This is a genomic window from Paenibacillus baimaensis (assembly GCF_025567575.1).
The window spans coordinates 185,151-207,458 of sequence record NZ_JAOQIO010000084.1 but is presented as its reverse complement, the minus strand read 5'-3'; the positions used below and the strand labels follow the sequence as shown (position 1 = coordinate 207,458).

The window sequence follows — 22,308 nt, the reverse complement described above, 5'->3', positions numbered from 1 at the left end:
CCTCTACCATAAACTGGTCTGCGAATATTTTTTCACAAGCCGATTGGCCGTAACAACTAATGTAAAGCCAATCACCGATTGAAACAGACCTACAGCTGAGGCGAAGCTGAAGTCAGCATTCAATACTCCTCTTCGATAGACGAAAGTATTGATCACATCGGACGTCTCGTAGTTCATCGGATTATAGAGCAGCAATATTTTTTGAAACCCGATCTCCATAAAATGGCCGAGACTGAGTACAAATAAAATCGTCATGACCGGAATCATCCCAATCAACGTAATATGACGTATTTGCTGCAGACGATTGGCACCATCCATTCGGGCTGCTTCATACAAAGCGGGATCGATGCCGGCAATAGCCGCCAAATAGAGGATCGTTCCCCAACCGACCTTTTGCCATATTTCCGAACTGATATATATGGTTCTGAACCATTCGGGCAAGCCCAGAAACATGGTCGGCTCGATGCCAAATGCTTTATGCAGCAATATATTGACGATACCGGTAGACGGAGACAAAAAGATGACCAGAATTCCGGCGATCACCACCGTTGACAGGAAATGCGGCATGTAGCTGATGCTTTGCACGATTCGTTTGAATGTTTTATTTTTGATCTCATGAAGCAGCAAGGCCAGAATAACCGGTGTCGGAAAATGAAACAACAAATCGTAAATATTCAATAACACGGTATTGCGAATCAGCTTCCACGAATCAGGCGTATTATAAAAAAACTCAACAAAATGCGCCAACCCGACAAACTTGCTCCCCAGCATGCCTTTTCCAATCGAATAGTTCTGAAACGCAATAATAATTCCGTACATCGGCACATATTTGAAAACAATATAATAGATGATACCTGGGAGCATTAATAAATATAAGGCTTTATGCTTCATTAGATAACGTTTGGCACGTAAGCGCTTTCCAGTTGTGATTTGAGAAACGACGCACTCACTCGTTCCTTTATTGGCTCCGCTATTGGCTGACAAAGCACCCTCACTCCTTTTGAATTCACTTCATTCGGTACTTGGTAACGCATTCTCCTGACCTAAAGATAGGGGCTCTGGCAGCAATCGTAAAGCGTGCATTTTTGTGCTGTGTAGCTATTTGTGTATCGTGCCCTTCTTATATCCTATTCCACACTTCCTGCAAAAATAGCGACACATACAATTATAGCTACGTATAATGAGCCTGCCGATGCCGCTGAATACCAAAGACCCGCTCCCTGTCATTATGACAGTGAAACGGGCCACTTGGAGTGATATGCCATTATTATTGATGATGAATCGTTCGATATTTGCCGGGAGTAATGCCTTCATATTTGCAAAAGGTTCGGATGAATGAAGTCCGTCCCAAATACCCGACTTTTTCAGAAATGACGTCGATGGTCATGTCGGTCTCAAGCAAATATCTTTTGGACATCATCAATCGATGCTTTGTAATATATTCCACGTATTTTTCCCCAACTGTTTCCTTGAAGGTCCTGCTAAAATGGCTTACCGACATGTTTAATTGCTGAGCGAATTTCTCCACAGATAGTTCTTCTCCGTAATGTTGATGAATATAGTCCAATATTTCTGCAAATTGCGCGCTCCGGTCGCTTGGCTCCACCAATGGAAACATAATCGTATGGATATGCTCGAAGCATTGCTTGATTTCATCCCAGGTCGCACAGCGATTCAGCTTTTCAAACAAGCTGTAGTAAAAAGGAATGTTCAAGTCTTTACGTTCCGTCTCAACAGCCCGGATCCATGTATTCAACACGTCTGAGCATAATCCCTTTACCTGATAGGCGCTTGCGTTTTTCACGACTGCCATATCCAACAGATCGAAGACCGATTTCAGCAGCTTGGCATAATTCCGTGATTTGTATATATTAAAAATCCGATTGACTTCATCACTAGATAAAAAGCTGTCAAGCTGCGTTCTATCTTCCCAAGCATTCTCTTCACTTAAAATCTCCACTCTGGAGTGAAGGCTTTTATGCTGCAGCATGGCCAGAGCTGAATCATAGGACAAGTACAGCTCACCGATATCGTGAACTTTTTTCCCGACTCCAATCGCAGCTTTAAAATACGGATTAAATTGCTGAAGAATCAGCGAAACAACCTCTGATACCTCCTTAGGGCCCATATGTAAAAAAAGCGAATGCTGGACCACACACGCCAACATATCCGGCTTCGTCTGACACAGCCAAACGGTTCCCGATGCTGATTTGAGAATGCGTTCCTTTAATTCCACCATCATAAACGTTTTGGACGTTTCCGAAATTTGCTCAAGCACCCACGAATAGTACTGGATTTCAATACACAAAACGGTTCGAGCTACATTCCGCTCGTAAACAAAATCGATCTCTCTGGCATATAATTCGATCGATAAATTGTCACGATACTCGCCGGACAGCATCTTCGCTATAAAATCCTCTTGGACAATCGGAGACATCCCACTCACCAATTCGGACAGCTCTTTATTCTCAGATATTAATAGCTTCGAGAATTGTTTAATAAAATCGTAGTCATTTCCTTTTTGCTGTACAGGCACAACCGATTTACGGAGGTGCGACGTCAATCCACTTTTAATTTCGAGGATCGGCTTGTATAACCTTTTACTTAAATAATAAGAGACCAACCCGCCTAGAACCAGAAAAAATCCGAGAAATACAAGGTTGAACATCCGGATCCTGTGCGCTGGCTTCAATAAGGTTTCGAGATCGATCAGACTGACATAATACCACGCGTCATTAAATCGGGATTTCACATAAGATAACGCTTGCAGCTGGTCGTCTGAATAAAGCGCTCCTTCGGAATGAGAACGGGCTGCGTCAAGCAGCTTTTGCGGATTAACAATGGATTCGCCAGCCCGAGTAATCACGTTACCCGTCACATCAACAATAGCGGTCCCTGCAACCCACTTCTCCTGAATACGAATATGCTTGCTAAGCTCACCCAGCTTCATGTTGACGATCAGATACACATCGGGATGATCACTATTGAATGGATAGCTCATCACTGCCGAAATACTGGAGCTGGACGATACAATATCATTCGTGAACAGTATTTTTTGATGTAAGGTATATGGCTTTGTAAAATGCATCATTTTTTTACCGGAAAAGTTGTCCAGGTATTCTTGCTTTTCCTGATCGCTGACCGGATAAAAGTATTGAAAAAAATTTTCTTTGCTTGTCTCTGTGTTAAACCCTATAACAAGGTCGTATTTGGCAAAATAAAAGTAGGCGTTGGAGATGATATCGCCCGTATCCAACGTATTTAACTGATCCATCAGATAATGGGTAATTTCATAATAGTCGGGGTCTTTGACAGGCTCTTCGAACAGCTTCATAGCGCTTTTAAGGTTAGAGGTACCCAGAAGATTAATCATGTTGGCCTGGAGAGAAGAAAAAGCGGTGTCGGTTTGGGTGGAGAAGTTGCGGATCGTGATGTTATTCGAATTCTCCGCCTCCTGCTCGATCAGCTTAACTACGAACACATAAGTAAATGTACTGGCTATAATAACGGGAATGAGAAAGAGAATAAAATAGCTTGCAAAAAACTGCCAAAACAACGCTATATTAAACGAGCGGGGGCCGAAAAACCGATTCACCTATCACACCAATCCCCTTCCAATTATTTGTATGTTTCTATTTTCACACATCTGCTTAGGGGTTGGCAAGGTTCGAAATTAAATAAACATTCCCCGTGATAAACGACAAAATCCGCAGGGAATGTTGGATTCGAGCATAGTTGGAATCACATTTACAGGTTATACAGCTTTCTGGCATTTTCATAAAAGATTTTATGGCGTGCATCGGGATTCAGGCGCTTCAATATTTCCATCGGGGCATCATTATCCCAATGCGGATAATCGCTGGAGAAGATAATAAAGTTTTCGGCGTCTATCATATTGAATAAATCGATCAGGTGATTCGGATTATCGGGTTCCTCGATCGGTTGAGTAGAAAAGTAGCAATGATCACGAATATACTCGCTGGGCATCCGGTTTAACCAAGGAACCTGAGACCTCAGTGCCTTGTAGTTTTTATCCAGTCGCCACATCAGATGCGGCAGCCAAGCCAGGCCTCCCTCCAGCATGACAAATTTTAATTCGGGAAACTTCTCAAATACACCTTCGCATACGAGACTTATCGTATGGGCCATATAGTTCTGTGATAAACCAGTATGCCATTCCAGATAACGGGTCGGAATACCCGCCGCTGAAGCATAAGTTCCACCAGAGCCTTCAGCACCCGGATGTATGGACATGGGAAGGCCGTTGCGTACGGCTGCTTCATAAATTGGGTGGAATTGACGCTGACCGAGCCCTGCACGTTGGGCACTGCCCATGAGCACCTCCACGATGTCAGGATGTCCCCCAACCCGATCAATCTCCCTGGCAGCCAGCAGCGGGTCCTGACCAGCAACCAACATCGCCCCTTTAAACGACTTATGAACCGGCAGCCATTCCTTAATCAAATAATCATTGTATGCCGTACAAATAGCCGCCGCATAGTCAGGGTCGGGATTCACACATATATTCATCGCGTCACCCGTCAGGATCGCATATTCGATATGATTCGGTTCGATCAAGTTCTCTACCAAAAATTCCGGGTCGGAAGCAGCCGGTCCTCCGGTAGGAGGCATACAGTCCTTGCGGAACACACCTATGGGCGACCATATTCCATGCCATGGATTTCCAATGCCGCTGCCTGCAACACGCGATTTCCACGGCTCGGGCAAATATTCAACAAGGTCTGTCGGGGTTCTAAACGTGTTATGCACATCGGTATCAATGACTTTCTGCACTGAACTCATTTTCTAAAAGCCCCCTTACATTTGATACATACATTGTAAAATGCAGGGTGTTGATTTGCGATTAATAATACTACGTTATATTCAGTAATTCTACGATTTCAGGAAAAACCCCCTATCCGCGGATAAGGGGTTGGTCTAGAGGAGCTATATTTGCTTATTTGCCGCCATACGTCCGTTTATAGGCCGTGTTGTACATAGTAAGGATTTCATCCAATCCCAGCTTTTTCGTCTGGTCAATAAACTCTTTAATGGTATCATCATTGACCGGTGTCTTGCCAACAACGAATTCAGCCATTTTTTGGTCCATGTATTTGTCCAGATTACTCAGCTTCGATTTTTCAAGCTCCTGCTCTTCTTTAGTTTTTGCATAACCTCTAGGGGCTGGTACGATAATCGGTTCATAGGCCTCATTAACCTTCTTGGTCCTTGGGTTCAAAGCACTTTCCCAAGCTAACCGTGCAAGCGCAAAGTCGGAGCCAATACCAGGAAACCAAACACCGTAATCTTTGCGAAGTCCGTTAAAAGGAGACGTGCCAAATGATTCCAGGTAGCGCGGTTTTCCATCCACCATCTGGTATGTTTTACCTTCAATACCCAAAGAAAGCAGCTTCTTACCTTCATCACCTACCAAAAAGTCAAGTAATTTGACTGCTGCTTCTTTATCTTTAACCTTATTGGAAAGGGCAATCCCGTTGACATTAACGACTGAACGAGCGAATTGATAGTTTTTCACATTCGGAGCAGTGACCTGCATGAAACCTTCCATATTATACTCTGCATTTCCACTTGCTTTGCGTGCCTTTTCAGCAATGTCTTCAATGTCGGCTTTCCAGACGAACGTAACAAACGATTTATTCGAAATTAGCCGCTCATCGAACTGAGCACGAGTTAACAACGAATATTCGGGATCAAGCAGCTTTTCGCTATACAATTTGTTCAAATATTGCAAGGTTTCCTTGAATCCTTTCTGATATCCAGCGAATGTATAGGTATCGTTATCAGGATTCAGATTGATAAGTCCCTGAATGCCGGTAAACGCTCTCAGGAAAACCGTATACAGTCCCATCTTCTTCTCTGTTGCAGGCGGGAACATGGTCAATGGATAAGAATCTGGATTCTGTTGTTTAAGCCCCTTCAACACCTGATAAAACTCATCCATATTGGTCGGAACCTTAAGACCATATTTATCTAATAGATCCTTACGCAAATACCAGGCATGGTCAAATCCTTTGCCTCCAATATAGGAATCCAGATTCGGTACGGTGTAAATCCCACCATCCGCTGCGGTTGCAAGTGCTTTTGCCTCCGGATTTTCATCAAAATATTTTTTGATATTAGGTGCTTTGTCCAAGTACGTTTTCAGGTTCAGGAATACGCCTTCAGGACCTTGCTCGCGCCCTTCCTGATTGGTGATATGCATAATATCAGGTACAGAGTTTGTAGCGATCAGAATTTTTTTCTTCTCCTCCAGGGATGTAGCAGGTACAGCCTGAAACTCAATTTTGGCACCGGTTTTTTTCTCAATTTCCTTGAAAATTTCCCAATCTTGGCGAATCGGTCCTTCAATACGATCTCCAACCAGCCATGTATAAGTAGCCGGTTTGATCGCACCGGTACCCCCATCTCCCGTTGCCTCAGGTTTGTTTCCAGCGCTGCTGCATCCTGCTACTACTCCCGTAAGCATTACTGATGTAAGTGCCATCGCTATTGTTCTTTGTTTGTGCTTCATTACTTAAACCTCCCGATTATCGTTCGTTAACTTGTTTGTATATAGTAACAGATGAACAAACCATCTGCAGCTACCAACATTACCCTGAATTCAGCAGCCTTCCAGCAAAGACTAGCCTTTTACGCCGCCGATCATGCTGCCTTGTGTAAAGTATTTCTGCAAGAATGGATATACACAAAGGATGGGCAGTGTCGCAACCACGATCAAAGCGTATTTCACCGTTTCCATCGTTTGCAGATCACCCTCACCCTGAGCCGGATTGAGTCCCGCAATCAAATAATTACGAATCATAATTTGCAGCGGATACATCGTGTTATCACTTAAATAAATAAGTGCGTCGAAAAATGCATTCCATTGGCCTACTGCCGTAAACAAACCAATGGTCGCCATCACCGGCATGGAAAGTGGAATGACGATACGCAGCAGCACCTGAAAAGACCCACAACCATCCATAGTGGCCGCATCCTCGATTTCTTCGGGAAGAGCTTCGAAGAAGGTACGCATAATGAACAAATGCCATGTACTGATTAATGACGGAAGCACAATGGCCCAGATCGAATTTAATAAATCAAGCTGTTTGACGACGATAAAGGTCGGAATTAACCCACCATTAAACAGCATGGTGAAGGCGGCCATAAGTAATATCGTTTTTCGTAAAGGAAGCCATTTCTTGGCGAGCGGATACGCCATAGCTGAGGTTGCCAGCAGCGTCAACACCGTATGAACTACGGTAAACCTGATTGTATTCCAGTAGCTGACCCACAGCTGCTTATCTCCAAATATTCGCTCATAGGCGGCAAAGGTCAGTGATTTGGGCCAAAGAAATACTTTGCCACCAGCTACCATTGCATTATCACTAATTGAAGCCGAGAACACATACACCATGGGATAAAGCATAATGATGATAAGGAAAACCATGAAAATCATATTAATCGTATCAAATATCGTGGATGCCAAGCTTTGTTTTAAACGCATGTTGGTCCTCCTTTCTACCACAGACTGGTCTCGGAATATTTACGGGCAACGCGATTGGCAATGACTACCAGAACGAGGCCGATAGCCGATTGGAACAATCCGACGGCCGAAGCGAAGCTGAAATCTGCATCGAGAATCCCTCTTCTATATACAAAGGTGTTAATAACATCGGCAGTTTCATAATTTAACGGGTTATACAACAATATGATTTTGTGGAAGCCTATTTCCATAAAATGACCCAGATTGAGTACAAACAAAATCACCATAACCGGAATCATGCCAACAAAAGTAATATGGCGAATTTGGTGATACCGATTAGCGCCATCCATCTTGGCCGCTTCATATAAGGCCGGATCTACTCCGGCGATGGCTGCCAGATACAGAATCGTTCCCCAGCCAATCTTTTGCCAAATCTCTGAGCCTACATAAATCGTTCGGAACCATTCGGGAATCCCAAGAAACATAATCGGTTCCGTACCCAACCATTTTAGTGCAAAGTTAACAATACCGGTCGTCGGTGACAGGAAAATAACGAGTATGCCTGCGATAACGACCGTTGATAAGAAGTGCGGCATGTAGCTGATCGTCTGCACGAACCGTCTGAAATATTTGTTCTTAAGCTCATTAAACAGAAGTGCCAATATAATGGGAGCCGGAAAGTGAAACAACAGATCATAGGAGTTGAGCAGCACTGTATTGCGAATCAGCTTCCAGGAATCAGGCGTATTCACGAAAAACTCAACGAAGTGCTTCATTCCGACAAACTTGCTTCCAAAAACTCCTTTTCCCATGGAATAATCCTGAAACGCAATGACTACCCCATACATGGGCACATACTTGAAAATAATGTAATACAATATACCCGGCAGCATGAGCAGATACAGCGCCTTATGCTTCCTTGCTGTCTGCCAACCGGCTTTCCATTTACTTACCACCATCTCATCACGCTCCTGATGTTATCCAATCGGTTCCCGCGTGCTCTGCAAATCTTGCTATGATCTGTATCACACCGTTAACGCATAGCCACAGCATACGGATTATACGAACAGCTGTAAATCGCGCATTTTTTCGTATCGTCTTTTTTTGTCTGACCGTAAGGTTATACAAAAAAAAGCCAGCCCAATGGCCGACTTTTCTGCACTTTTATTAACGTTAAAGGCCCTTTCGCAAAAAAAGCTCATCTCACAAAAAACGCCTATTTTACATTTCTGTACTTGCCCGGTGTGATCCCTTCGTACTTGCGGAACATTCGGATAAATGCATTGCTGCCCAGATAACCAACCCGCTCAGCGATCTCTTCAATTTTCATATCGGTTTCATTAAGCAGCTTCTTGGCCATAGATAATCGATACTTCGTTATATATTCCATATATTTCTCACCGACAGCTTCCTTGAACGTCCGGCTAAAGTGGCTTACCGACATATTCATTGTTCCGGCAAACCATTCTATCGATAGCTCCTCCTGGTAATGCTCGTTAATATATTGCACCACTTCCGCAAACTGATCGCTTCGATTCATGGAAGACGAAGCCTGGAACAGCAAGGAATGAATATGTTCAAAATGCTGCTTAAGCTCATCCCATGTCTGGCACCTGTTCAACGACTCGAATAATCCGGAATATAACGAAATGTTAAAATCATTGCGCCCTGTCTCTACGGCACGAATCCATGTATTGAGCACATCCGCGCACAAGCTTTTCATCTGCATCGCGCCTGCCTGCTTGCGTTGTCCCAGTTCCAGCAGGTAAAGTGCGGATTGCAGCAGCCGTTCATACTCTTGCGCCTTGTACATATTCGCGATACGGTTCACTTCCTCGGACGACAGGAAGCTGTCCATCTGAGCCCGATCCTCCCAAGCATCGTCCTCGCTGCAAATTTCGACCTCTGCGTTCAGACTTTTTTGCTTTAGCATAGCCAGACCGTATTGATAGGAGCTATGAAGTTCGCCTATTTCCTGCACGGTCCTGCCGATCCCGATCGTCGATTTGAAATAAGTCATATATGGCTCCAGCACCAGCTTGATCTGCCTGGCTATCTCTGCTGCATCGGTGGAATTGTCCAGGTCATGATGCCATACACAGGCCAGTACATCTGCTCTTGTTTGGCTTAGCCACATTTGGTTGGATACCTGCTTCCCGATTTTCTCCTTCAGTTCAACAAGCAGGAACGACTTCGACGTCTCGGACAGCTGTTCCAGCACATGTGCATAATAATGATATTCAATAACCAGCACCGTACGCGCAGCTTTAATTTCGCAGGGGAAGGCGATCTCTTTGGAATAATAATCAATCGACAGGTTATCTCTGTACTCACCTAACAAGATTTGGGTAATAAAATCCTCCTGTACGATAGGAAGCGCCCCTTTAACCCATTGAGACATCTCCTTATGCTCGGATATGAGCAATTTGGAAAATCGTTTAATCATATCAAAGTCATTGCCATCCGGCACAATCTCGACTCCATCAGGTGGAGTAAAGGATTGGTGAGCTTGCAAACGATTGCGAATTTCCAGGATCGGGGTATACAGACGCCGACTCAAATAATAAGACACAAAGGCTCCGACCAGAAGAAAAAACAATACAAACACGATGCTCAGAACACGCAGCGTCTCAGCAGGCTTCAAAAGCGTTTTCAAATCAACCCAGCTGATATAGTACCAGGAAGAATCGTATTCGGATCTGACAAATGAAACGGCCTGTTGGTCATTATAAGCAGAGAATGCTCCTTCCGATTTGGCGAGGATAGCCTCATTCAGGGAGTTTAAGTTCAGCTCTGCTGTATCCGATTGGCTGATCACACTTCCGTCTGTATGTATGATCGCAGTCCGGGAAATCCATTTTTCCTGTGTCTGGATCAACCGCTCCAGCTTTTCCTTCTGAAAATGAACCTCAAAGTACACTTCGGGATTATCGGAGTTGAACGGATAACTCATCATAACCGAAACGTTGGAACCACGTGTTTGATTGTCACCTAAAACATTATTTCTAAGATTGGCAGGATACGGATCGGTGAAACGCATCATTTGTTTGCCCTTAAATTGAGCAATCAACTTCGATGACTCCGATTCATCCAGAGAGTAATAATTTTTGAAATAAAATGATTTGTTCGTATAAATATTATTATCGATCACCAGATCGGCATTTGCGAAATAAAGGAAAGCACCTGATACGAGCGGCTCTGTGATGACGGAGTTTACCTGTGTCATCATCGCGTAAATCATCTCTGTTTGTTCCATATTGAGCTGGGACTTACCGGCATACTTCAGAATGCTTTTCATATTGGACGAGCTTAATAAATTGATCATATCCACTTGAAGAGAATGAAAGCTCGCGTCAGCCTGACGGGCATTGTTCTTCATAACGATGTAGCTCGATTGCTCTGCTTCCTTCTGGATCAGACTAACGACAAAAAGATTCGTAAACGCGCTTGCCAGAATGGCAGGAATAAGAATAAGCATAAAATATTTGGCAAAAAACTTCCAAAAAAGCTTATTATTGAACGATTTGAGCTTGAAGAGCAAGGACATCCGTATTGTCATTCCTTCCTGAGTGAAGAACCCGTTGTACTATATTGCGGCGTCCGCCTTCTAATTATAACTGCAATTACTGAAAAGCGCGATTGGTAATCATACGGATTTTTGAGTGATTCTCCGATTTTGGGCATACAGAATACACATCTTGAACCTAAAAAACCACCTCAAATGAAGCCTCCGGCTTCCACTTGGGCAGTGGGGATGGAGGCTTCCTGACGTGGTTTATTTGTAGCTCTGTGATTAAGCAGATTTATTTCTGTTATGTTAAATGGAATAGTTCAGCTCCGGTCGTATCCGCTTGAGGAATTGCTTGGTCCGCTCTTCCTTCGGATCGCTGAACAGCTCATTCGGCTTGCCTTCCTCGACAATTACGCCTTCATCCATAAATACAACATGGCCCGCAACGTCCTGCGCAAAGCCCATCTCATGAGTAACGATGATCATCGTAATTCCTTCCTTGGCAATTTTGCGAATGACTGACAGCACCTCGCCTACCAGCTCCGGGTCGAGCGCTGAGGTCGGCTCATCAAACAAAATCACCTCGGGGTTAAGCGCCAACGCTCGGGCGATGCCTACCCGCTGCTGCTGACCGCCGGATAATTGTGACGGATAAGCGTCCAGCTTGTGTTCAAGCCCTACTTTTTTCAACAGCTCGACGCTTAAATCTCTGGCTGCTTCCTTAGGAAGCTTCTTTACGACCAAGAGCCCTTCCATTACATTCTCCAGCGCGGTTTTATGCTTGAACAGATTATACTGCTGGAACACCATGGCCGACCTTTGGCGAAGCTGATGAATTTCCTTCTTGCCTGCACGCTTGCAGTCGATAGCGAAATCGCCGATGGTGATGCTGCCCTCGTCCGGCTTTTCAAGATAGTTCAAGCAGCGCAGCAGGGTGGTTTTACCCGAACCGCTGGGTCCAAGAATAGCGACGACCTCACCCTTGTGCACGGTTAAATCGATACCCTTCAGCACCTGGTTGCGGCCAAAGGATTTTTTGATCTTTGACATTTGAATCATGCTGCGCCACCTCGGTTATAGAATCAATACATCTGGCTTGCTGCTCACGCGGCCATTCTCTTTTCATGGCGGCTGTATCGGGTTTCCAGCCATACAAAGAGCCTCTCGCAGATCCAGCAAATGACCCAGTAAATAATAGAAGCATCAAAGTACATTTCCAGGTATCGATAACCGTCACCGGCAACGATTTTGGCTTGGGCCATCACCTCGATAACCTTGATTGCAAAGGCAAGCGAGGTACCTTTAATCAGATTAATAAAAATATTCCCCAAATTCGGAAGCGCAACGGCAAACGCCTGCGGAGCAACAATTCTTATTAGCCCTTGGGATGTCGTCATCCCGATTGAATACGCCGCCTCCATCTGACCCGAATCCGTAGTGAGCAGCGCCCCGCGGATGACTTCCGACTGGTAAGCTGCAGAATTGATCGTAAACGCGAGCAGCGCAATAGCGAGAGGCGACATTTCCTGAAGAGGCAAATGCCAACCCCACTCCCGATTCAAGGTATCAGCAAGGAGCGGTGTACCGTAGAACACTACATAAAGCTGCACCAACAAGGGAGTCCCCCGGATGAAGGATACGTACAATGCCCCAAGCCTATCCAGCACAGGTACTTTATAGATCCTGCACAGAGCGATGATCAGTCCGATAATCGTACCCAGCAGCATCGAGATAACCGCCACAATAAGCATGGAGGGTACACCCTTCAGAACCTCCGGGAATTTTTCAATAGCGAAGGCCAAGCTAAATTCAGCCAATGCAGCTCCCCTCCCTTTCTTCCTTATCTTGCAATACTGACATGGCCTTTCTTATAGCTTTTTTCCAACCGTCCAAAGCCCTTTTCAATGGCAATGCTCAGAACCCAGTAAATCAACGAAACGAGAATATACACCTGGAACGTATTTGCTCCATAATTATTTCCGAGTATGATCTGTACCTGCCCCATAATGTCAACAATCCCGATGGAGAAGGCCAGTGACGTTTCTTTTAATAAAATAATCACGTTGTTGCCCAGATTAGGGATCGCAATACCGAACGCTTGTGGCAAAATAATCCGCCTGAGTGATTGTCCGTAGGTCATGCCCACACTGTAGGCAGCCTCCTGCTGACCGCTTCCGACCGCCAGATAGGAAGAGCGGATAACCTCGGAGAAGAAGGCTGCACTGTGCAGCGAGAAGGTGATTACGGCAAAGATGATCTTATCCCAGTCGTTCACATCCACGCCTACCAGTATCAACAGCTGTGGCAGCCCGTAATAGACCAGAAAAAGCTGAACGATGGTCGGAGTGCACCGCATGAACGACAGATAAAACGTGGCAAGCGCATAAATGATTTTATTCTTTTGAATTCTGGCTAGGGCGATAACCAACCCCAGCAAGAGTCCAAAAACAAGGGATAAGAGCATGATCGTCAACGTAATCGGCAGTCTCTCGGCTATTCGCAGGACCAGATTCAATGTCGTTTCGATTCCGGTGCTGTTCATTTTCGTTAATCCTTCCGGAATTTATAGCCCTGCTGCACATACTCCAGGCTTTTAAATACATCCACCTTGAACCATTTTTCCGAAAGCTTTGGCAGCGTGCCGTCTTTAATTAACTCAACAGTCGCCGCGTCCATCTTTTGGGCAAGCTCTGTCTGATTCTTGTTGAAGAGCAAATATACCGATTCCTTCGAGATGACGCCGCCGATCTTCAGGTTCAGATTTAATTTCTTAACGGCATCTTCAAAATGATTGATGTTGAGCAGATGAGCATCGTATTTGCCCGATTCAACAAGCTTCAGATCGTCAGCAGGGGTCGTCTTCTCTACATCTTCAATTTTGATTTCCTTGCCAGGATGCTTGAGATTATAATCCTTCAGGATGTAGCGGAAGCCGGAAACCGGGGTCATTGGAACCAATTTCTTGCCTACCAGATCATCCAGGGTCTTGATATCGTTGCGGTCCGGCTTAACAGCCAAACCTGTAATGGAATAGCCGAACTCTTGCTGCGGATACAAATATTTTTTCTCCCGCTCCGGGTTTTTGAACCAGAAGTTGGCTGCAAATGCGTACTTGCCAGTGTCGGTACCGATCAGTTGCCCTTCGTTATCCACGGATTCGTACTCAAATTTATATTCCGGAAGCTTCTTTTCCAGCTCCTTCAGGTAGTCGATCATAAATCCTGCCGGTTGGTTTTTCTCATCAAGAAAGCTGAATAAAGGTACGGGAACTGTATTTAGTGCGGATTTAATCACTTTAGGTGCCGCTTTGGCAGTTGAAGCCGCTGCAGGGGTAGCTGAAGCCGGGGTCGAGCCGCCATCCGCTGCAGGGGCCGTTTTTCCGCAGCCTGCCAGAACGGTAAGCAATACGACTGCAAATAGTAAATGAAAACGAGTTTTTTTCATGAAGTTGTTCCTCCTGATAAATGGTATGTTATTTGGATGATGGCGTACTAAGCGCAGACCAGCGATTAACTGGTGGTGTCAATCCCAGATGATCACGCAGCGTATTACCCGTATATTCAGTGCGGTAGCGACCACGTTTTTGCAATATCGGAATGACGTGATCGACAAACTCCTCTAATCCTCGCAGATAGTGAGAGGGCATAATGTTAAATCCATCGCAAGCCCCCTGATCCAGCCAATGCTCCATCAGATCAGCCAGCCGCTCCGGTGTGCCTGCGAACGTATGATGCCCTCCGGCGGATACCACGTGCTTGCTCATCTGCCTGACCGTCCACTGTTCACGTTGTCCCAAATCCTTCAATAGCTGCAGACGGCTTTTCTTGTTATTGTTCGCCTCCGCGTTGATTTCCCAGTATGGGAACGGACCATCCAGAGGGTACGAGGATAAGTCGACCTCGATGGTGCCAGACAAGGTTTTCACGGCAATATCCGGCAAAACCAGCTCATTAAAGTACGTTTCGCGTACTTTAGCCTCATGCTCCGTAGAACCCAGAATCGGTGCAAGCCCCGGCAGTATATGAAGCTGCTCCGGTCTGCGTCCATGGGACTTCAGCATCCCCTTCAGATTGGCATAGTAATCCAAGGCGTCCCGCAGGTTATCCTGAGCGGTGAAGACGACCTCAGCCTTCTGGGCCGCAAACTGCAGGCCGCTGCCGGATGAACCTGCCTGAAAGAGCACCGGATGCCCCTGAATCGGGCGCGGAATATAGGAGGTTCCGTTGATCGAGAAATAAGTTCCTGTATGATTGATATCATGTACTTTGGCAGGGTCGAGGTATTGGCCCGAGCTTTGCTTACTGATCAGTGCATCCTCTTCCCAGCTGTCCCACAGCTTCATCGCCACATCTACGAATTCGTTCGCGCGTTGGTACCTTAACGCATGGTCCATATGCGCGTCCTTGCTAAATTGGGAGGCGACACGCGGGTCCTGGGAGGTGACCATATTCCAGCCAGCCCTTCCACCGCTCAAATGATCAAGTGTTGCAAATCTGGCCGCAACATGATAGGGATCGTTGTACGTCGTGGATAACGTAGCCGTCAGGCCGATCTTCTCCGTTACTGCGGCCATGACGGATAGCAGGGTCAGCGTATCCGGCGTCGGGATGGAGCGTTCCTCAGCTACCTTCCCATTCTGTTCGCCAATGGCGATTTGCTCCAGCGCCAGAATCGTATCGAACAACCCTCTCTCCGACAGCCTCGCAAAGTCTTGATAGAAAGACAAATCGAGCAGCCGATCAGCGTGCGTTTCCGGATGACGCCATCCGCCTACATGCTGCCCAGTGTTCAATAGAAAAACACCGAGATGCAGCTGTTTTTTGGTATTACCCATCGTTATCCCTCCTTGCTTATTCGCACGCCGACTGGAGCTTCCAGTCCCAGATGGTCCCGCAGCGTAGTTCCCGTATATTCCGTTCGGAAAAGTCCTCTTCGCTGCAGCACGGGAATTACTTGTGCAACAAATTCATCCAATCCCCCTGGCAGCAGCGGAAGCTGAAGGTGGAACCCATCACTACCGTAAGCTTGGTACCAGTCTTCCATCCAGTCGGCAAGCTGCTCGGGTGTCCCAACAAATATTTTAGTTCCGGTAAGCTTCACAATCTGAGAACTAAGCTCACGAAGTGTTGCCGCTTCGATTCCTGAAGCTTTGACCGCCTCCAACAAACCGGGAATATCAGGAAGGGGTCCGTCCAGTGAATAACCCGTCAAGTCCAGATTCAACAGATCGGATAGGATGGCAATTCCCGTCTTTGGATCAACGAGTTCCTGCAGCTCGGCTGCTTTATGCCTGGCTTCCGCTTCGGTTGCTCCTATTATCGGGGACAAGGTCGTCAGCACCTTCACTCCAGCAGCAGAGTATCCATTCACAGCCCTTCGTTTCTGAAGCTTTTGATAAAAGTCAGCAGCCGCCTCTATTAATGGTCGGGAGCTTATCACAAGCTCTGGTGTATCCAGATCGTTTCCATTCCGGTTATCCCAAGCAGAGCTTATACCGATGCGAACCGGATGTCCCTGTGGAGGCCGTGGTATGCTTAAGGGACCGCGCACTTTAAAGTGCTGTCCTGTATGATGGATCAAATGCACCTTGTCAGAGTCAATATAGCGCCCTTCTCGTCTGTCAATGATGACTGCATCATCCTCCCAGCTGTCCCATAAACGCGCTGCGACTTCGATAAATTCCTTCTTGCGCTCATTTCTCTGTGCTAGGGAGAGCTCAGGTGGACCGCCGAGACGGCGTTTCGGTTCATATAGATCCACCGCGCTCGCCAGCCATGCCGTCCTTCCGTCACTGAGATGATCCAGCGCGGCCAATTGCCTGGCAACCGCGAACGGCTCTATAACGGAGGTGGATACAGAAGCTCCCAAACCAATGTGTTTCGTGACGGATGCCAACGCTCCCAGCAAGGTGAATGGCTCGAACGGCAGCCCGGGTTCCCTGCCTGCTGCACGGAGACGTTCACCGATGGAAGTCTGGTCCAGAAGCAGCATATCGAATCTCCCACGCTCGGCCGTTTGCGCCAGACTGTAGTAATAAGCTGGTTCATGCAGCTTCACATTACTGACGTCAGGATGACGCCAACTCCCAGGGTGATAACCGGTGCCCTGTACTGACAAAGTAAGATGCAGCTGCCCCTTTCTTCTACTCATGTTCGTTCACTGCTCCTTTCCACGCCGCTCAGCTTTTCCAGTCCCTGTTTCAATCGGATTATCCGGGTAAGATACCCAATCGCTCCAGCTTCCGCCATACAATTTGACGTTGGTAAACCCAGCTTCTGTTAAGGCCAGAACATTAGGGCAGGCAGTAACACCTGATCCGCAATAAACGATGATTTCCTTGGATGCATCCAGCTCATGAAAGATTGCTTTCAATTCCCCGGACTCTTTCAACTCGCCTTCAGCAGTAAAGGCATTTTTCCAAAAATGGTTTACTGCCCCAGGTATATGTCCAGCTATTCTGTCAATGGGCTCTTCCAAACCCAGATATCGTTTTTCTTCACGGGAATCGATGAGCTGGGTGTCCGAGCGATCCAATCTTTGCTTCACCTCTTGGGCGTCCAGCAGCAACCCTTCCTGAAGCTGCGGGACAAACGTACTGCCTTTAACGGATGAAACTTCTTTTGTAAGCTCAAAACCTTGGCTTTTCCACCGGGATAAGCCACCATCCAGCAGATAAACCTGTGGATGTCCGTAATACTTCAAAATCCACCATAATCGTGATGCCATAGCACCACCTTGATCATCGTAAACGACGACGATCTTGGACTCATCGATTCCCGCATCTCCAAGCTTCGCTGACAACTGATTCGTATCCGGCAAAGGATGCCTGCCTCCGTGGACGCCAATCGCATCCGATAAGTCCTGTTCAAGATCAAAATAAACGGCACCCGGCAGATGGCCAGCCTCGTATGCCTCTTTACCTGCAGCAGATTTGCCAAGAAGAAACCGGCAATCTGCGATCACGATCTCTGTATGATTCAAGCGTTCATGGAGCCATTCCGCGCTAACTGTATTCGACAAGCAGACCCTCCCCCTTCTTTCACAAAAAAATGATTGTAATATACCTATTCATATCGATATACTAGGATTAATATAAGTTAGCATGTGCAATTTTTTTAGTCAACATAATGACAAATATAAAGGATTACTGATGATTATTGACCAAAATGACCAATAATTTACATTCCAAGGGGGGGCACATCGCATGATTAAAGAACAATTTAATTTAATCCACATCAGTGAGGTCATGGATCAATTGGATGTTAGCCGTTCAACGATTGACCGTTGGCGAAAAACGAAGCAGCTGCCCAGCGTTAAGATAGGAAAAGAAATATATTTTGATAAAAATGAGGTTATGCGCTGGTATAGGCAATTTGGCCAAGTACGACAATCTTCCCCTGTACTTACCGCCAATCAGACGATAACCATTGGATATACGACCGTTTCCACGCATATGTGGGGTCCGTTAATTATTAAGGAATTCGGATTTCTCGAACAAGAGCTGAGGCGTATCCGTCCCAAGGACCGGATCGAAATCAAATGGCACAAGGCCAAGGACGGAATGGAATTGATAAAAGGGATGATAGCAGGCAATATTCACTTTGCTACCTTTGGAGATTATGCTCTGTCAGTCAGCCATATGATCAGCACAATGCTGCCCGATTACCGCCCGATTCTGCTTGCCGCCGGAGGAAAATCCGCGAAGGGTGACGGGTTTGGGATGGTTGTCCCGACAGATCTGACACTTCAGAGTATTGGCGATCTCGCCACTCTGCCTATCGCCACCACATTCCGCACCAATGCGGAGTACCGCTTGAGAAAGATGCTGGAATCGCATCATATGACGGATTTGAACATTATTCATCGTTCTATCGAGGAAAGTATGGAAAGCCTGCGTCAAGGCAGACTGAGCGCATCGATTATGTGGGAGCCCTTCCTGAGTCTTGCCCATCATCAGCAAATCGGCAAATCGATTTTCAACCAGGAGCTGGGACTTGGTTTTATTGCTAACGTGGTCGCTGACGAGCGTTGGGTACTCGACCATGAGGATTTGGTAGTCGCTTACTTAAAGGCCCATATGCAGGCCAATCGGCTGATACGGGAGCAGCCCCATCAGGCAGCCAAAGTTTTTGCGCTGGAAACTGGATTTCCTTTGGAAGTTGTCAGCCGCTCCATATCCAAAATTCGCTGGGATGCGGCTCTGTACAGTAACGACCTGAAGATGCTCAACTATTTTGACCCCAGCAAATATTTCGGCCCATCCACACCCCCGTTGGTCAGTTCGGAAATCCGGTATAATATTAAATATTTGCGTATTGCCGCGCAGGAGCTGAAGCTCCCCAATCTTCCCGCAACCCCAATCGACGGTGCTTGGCCAAAGGATATCCATTATTGAGACATCTGGCAGTCCTTATAGAACGATAGCTCAGAGAGGCCCACAGCATCGGATTTTGTTATCCAATGCTGCGGGCCTCTTGTAAGTATCAGGCTAATCTTGATCATAACTTACTCCAAAGTTCTTTATATTGAACCATGTTCACAAATTGTCATCTATACCTTATAATTGTAAATATATGCTGACAGTGTTCTCCAAGCATGCGTACCAATCGGACGATTGTATTATAAAGTGAATTTGCGTTGCCTAACCATAAGCAGTTCGTGATGCTCCTTTTGTGCGTTTCCCTGAGTCTGTCACAGAAGGAGCATTTCCTTGATACAATAACCAAAAACCAGCTTATGTACAGCATTTGATCAACTAATTACGTTTCGGGAAAATATAAATAACTAACCTTGAAGTAAGTGTAAGCGGAATGGACAATTGTAGTTTCCATGCTGTATGTATGCTAGAATTGACTGCAATATCATTTTAAGTATGACTTGAGGAGGGACAACTTGAAAATCAAGCGGATTTTTGGGAGAAAGACTACCTTGCTTCAACGTATGATCATGTTAACCTTGGCTGTTGGTTTTCTGCCCACCTTAATCGTAGGCATCAGCAGCTATCTATTCTCCGCTTCAACCTTGCAAAATGAAGTCAACCGTGCGCATGTCCAGCTATTGGAGAATACCTCCGCAACCATCGACCGGGATTTGCAAAACATACAGGACAGTACGCTGCAGCTGCTGTTTCACCCTCTTTTTGGCAATGAAGCGCTGCAGAGGGGAATTAAGGAAAATGAATCCGAATTTAATATGCAGGTCGTACAATTTTTCTCAACCTTTCAATCCAATCATAAGCTCATTTTGGATATTTCAATGTATGTGAAGGATAACTATCTGCTGTCCTCCTCCTTCGGCTTATTTAAAATAACCCCTATCTACGACCGTAACAGGCTCAATGAGGTGATGACATACCCCAAGGAGTTTCAGTGGAAAAATACGGTATTTCAAATCCGGGCGAATGATGCAGCCAATGGGGTAACCTTCATTTGCAGGCTGCCGCTTCAGGCCCTGAATCCGGTCGGTCTGATGCTTGTCCGCATTGATGAGAAGCTGTTCCAGGATGCTCTCCAGCGTTCGGTAGTTTACCCCGGACAAACGATTGCAATTGTCGATAAAGAAGGAAAAACGGTCACCTCCTCCTCCGTATCCGCAATTCCTTCCCAACTGCTTGAACGGATTCAGCAAAAAAACGTATCTGAGCACAAGCTTAATTATAATTGGAATAACCGTGACTATTTAGTGACAACGCTTACGTCAACCTATACCGGCTGGAAATATATCGATTTGATCCCAGTCGATGAGTTAAATGCCAAATCTGCCGGGATTGGGGTTATTACGGCGGTTGTGCTCGCCATTGTTCTGATGATTGCACTCGTTTTCACTTTTCTGGGTACCCAATGGGTGTACCGGCCCATTGCCAATCTGATGATTCATATGAAGCGGGATTCTGCAGGCAGCGAAGCAGACGAGGATGAGATCGGTTATGTCAAACAGACCTGGCTGGCGTTAAAGGACGAAACGAGACAGCTGCAGGACCAATTATCCCATCAGCTGCCTATTATTCAGGAATCCTTCGTTATGCAGATGCTGCAGGGCAATTATCTGTATTATGCACCGAGTGAGCTCGGGAACCTGTTCGAGCGTTACGGCCTCCCGCAGCAAGCCCAATTTGCCATTTTCATTGTGACCTATGATTCAAGCACACCTGGAAAAGGTAAATTTTCCGATCAGGATCGGGATCTCGTCATCTTTGCGATGAAAAACATCATTACGGATCTCGTCCATGCCAATGAACGTGTTTTTCTCGGAATTACGATCAATCTGTTGAATGATCAGATCGCCGTGCTGCTTTGGAATCATACAAAGATCGACTTGGAATTAAACAGCGCAATGACTGCAGAATGGAAAGTATTAGTGAAGGGATTTGTAGAAGAAACCAGAAGCGTATTGTCGGATTATTTGCGGCTGCCGGTAACCGCTGGCCTTGGAACTGTAACTCACGAGATCCGCGATCTGCCCCAGGTCTACCATCAGGCGGTTAGTGCTTTATATTCCCGGCTTGTGGTAGGCGGAGAGCAGGTTATCGACCCCGAGAATGACTTCTTGAAAGTAAGCGAAAGCTTTCGATACCCGATTGAGCTGGAGCAGCATTATGAGGAATCCTTGAAGCAAGGAGACCTCGAAGAGTCAAAGCGAATGCTTGATGAGTTTTCCAACTATGTCGTAAGTGCAACCCATGTGACCAAAGTCATTCAAATGTCATATACACAGCTGCTCGGTACTACGATTCGGACCATGTACCTGCTCGGTATCGATCTGGATTCGCTGTATAAAGGCGAGGAGCCCTATGAATATTTGCGCAAGTTTCAAAACATGGATGATTTAAATCATTGGTTTCTGGACAAACTCATTACCCCTATCGTGACGTTCGTACACAATAAAACGTTTGTGAAGCACGAGCACATCATTGACAAGGTGACCGCCTTCATTCAGGAAAATTATCATTTGGATATTTCTCAGGATCAATGTGCGCACAGCTTTGGAATCAGCCGAACACATCTCAGCAAGCTATTCAAAAAATTCCAGCACATCTCATTCAGCGATTATGTTACACAAGTTCGAATTGAACGAGCCAAGAAGCTGCTGCGCGACACAGATATTCCAGTTGCCGATATTTCAGAAAAGGTAGGCTACCTCCACACCCAAAATTTTATCCGTGTATTCAAAAAAAATGTCGGGCTCACGCCTGGACAGTTTCGTGATGAAGGAGAGTAACTACATTTAACGATGATCCACCCGTATTCCCAAAAAGGATAACACCTTGCTGAATACGGGTTTTTAATTTGCCACGTACAGATACTCATTTTGT

General features: G+C 46.0%; 16 protein-coding genes. 2 read left to right on the top strand and 14 right to left on the bottom strand.

The genetic code is table 11. The features are described 5' to 3' along the window. Positions 1–3: 3 nt before the first annotated feature. From OB236_RS20105 to OB236_RS20040, 14 genes are all read right to left on the bottom strand, one after another. Positions 4–864 (bottom strand): ABC transporter permease, encoded by an 861-nt coding sequence (locus OB236_RS20105; RefSeq protein WP_083689489.1) that lies wholly within the window; start codon positions 862–864, stop codon positions 4–6. Between the two features lie 403 nt (positions 865–1,267). Continuing rightward, positions 1,268–3,595, bottom strand: a complete 2,328-nt coding sequence (locus tag OB236_RS20100) for a helix-turn-helix domain-containing protein (RefSeq protein ID WP_262685603.1) — start codon at positions 3,593–3,595, stop codon at positions 1,268–1,270. Between the two features lie 152 nt (positions 3,596–3,747). Further along, positions 3,748–4,803: an amidohydrolase family protein gene (locus OB236_RS20095; protein ID WP_262685602.1), complete on the bottom strand. Its 1,056-nt coding sequence runs from the start codon at positions 4,801–4,803 to the stop codon at positions 3,748–3,750. Positions 4,804–4,957: 154 nt separating this feature from the next. Then, positions 4,958–6,532, bottom strand: coding sequence for an extracellular solute-binding protein (locus OB236_RS20090; RefSeq protein WP_262685601.1), 1,575 nt, complete (start codon positions 6,530–6,532; stop codon positions 4,958–4,960). 111 nt (positions 6,533–6,643) lie between these two features. Further along, positions 6,644–7,507, bottom strand: a complete 864-nt coding sequence (locus OB236_RS20085) for a carbohydrate ABC transporter permease (RefSeq protein ID WP_076233621.1) — start codon at positions 7,505–7,507, stop codon at positions 6,644–6,646. Positions 7,508–7,521: 14 nt separating this feature from the next. After that, on the bottom strand, positions 7,522–8,445 hold the full coding sequence (locus OB236_RS20080; RefSeq protein ID WP_262685600.1) for an ABC transporter permease: 924 nt from the start codon (positions 8,443–8,445) through the stop codon (positions 7,522–7,524). 257 nt (positions 8,446–8,702) lie between these two features. After that, positions 8,703–11,045, bottom strand: coding sequence for a helix-turn-helix domain-containing protein (locus OB236_RS20075; protein ID WP_262685599.1), 2,343 nt, complete (start codon positions 11,043–11,045; stop codon positions 8,703–8,705). Between the two features lie 258 nt (positions 11,046–11,303). Beyond that, positions 11,304–12,056 carry an amino acid ABC transporter ATP-binding protein gene (locus OB236_RS20070; protein WP_076233624.1) on the bottom strand — a complete coding sequence of 251 codons (753 nt, stop codon included), beginning with the start codon at positions 12,054–12,056 and terminating at the stop codon, positions 11,304–11,306. Positions 12,057–12,100: 44 nt separating this feature from the next. After that, positions 12,101–12,814 carry an amino acid ABC transporter permease gene (locus OB236_RS20065; protein ID WP_262685598.1) on the bottom strand — a complete coding sequence of 238 codons (714 nt, stop codon included), beginning with the start codon at positions 12,812–12,814 and terminating at the stop codon, positions 12,101–12,103. A 23-nt stretch (positions 12,815–12,837) separates the two neighbouring features. Further along, positions 12,838–13,539: an amino acid ABC transporter permease gene (locus OB236_RS20060; protein ID WP_262685597.1), complete on the bottom strand. Its 702-nt coding sequence runs from the start codon at positions 13,537–13,539 to the stop codon at positions 12,838–12,840. A 5-nt stretch (positions 13,540–13,544) separates the two neighbouring features. After that, positions 13,545–14,441 (bottom strand): transporter substrate-binding domain-containing protein, encoded by an 897-nt coding sequence (locus OB236_RS20055; protein WP_262685596.1) that lies wholly within the window; start codon positions 14,439–14,441, stop codon positions 13,545–13,547. 28 nt (positions 14,442–14,469) lie between these two features. Next, entirely contained in the window at positions 14,470–15,831 is a 1,362-nt protein-coding gene (locus OB236_RS20050) for an LLM class flavin-dependent oxidoreductase (protein WP_262685595.1), read from the bottom strand. A gap of 2 nt (positions 15,832–15,833) precedes the next feature. Then, the gene (locus OB236_RS20045) at positions 15,834–17,147 is read right to left on the bottom strand and encodes an NtaA/DmoA family FMN-dependent monooxygenase (protein ID WP_262685594.1); all 1,314 of its coding nucleotides are present in this window, start codon (positions 17,145–17,147) and stop codon (positions 15,834–15,836) included. A gap of 6 nt (positions 17,148–17,153) precedes the next feature. After that, positions 17,154–18,017 carry a sulfurtransferase gene (locus tag OB236_RS20040; RefSeq protein WP_262685593.1) on the bottom strand — a complete coding sequence of 288 codons (864 nt, stop codon included), beginning with the start codon at positions 18,015–18,017 and terminating at the stop codon, positions 17,154–17,156. A gap of 184 nt (positions 18,018–18,201) precedes the next feature. Here OB236_RS20040 and OB236_RS20035 point away from each other — a divergent pair, with 184 nt between their 5' ends. Then, on the top strand, positions 18,202–19,392 hold the full coding sequence (locus OB236_RS20035; protein WP_262685592.1) for a helix-turn-helix domain-containing protein: 1,191 nt from the start codon (positions 18,202–18,204) through the stop codon (positions 19,390–19,392). A 497-nt stretch (positions 19,393–19,889) separates the two neighbouring features. Then, positions 19,890–22,214, top strand: coding sequence for an AraC family transcriptional regulator (locus OB236_RS20030; RefSeq protein WP_262685591.1), 2,325 nt, complete (start codon positions 19,890–19,892; stop codon positions 22,212–22,214). Positions 22,215–22,308 lie beyond the last annotated feature (94 nt).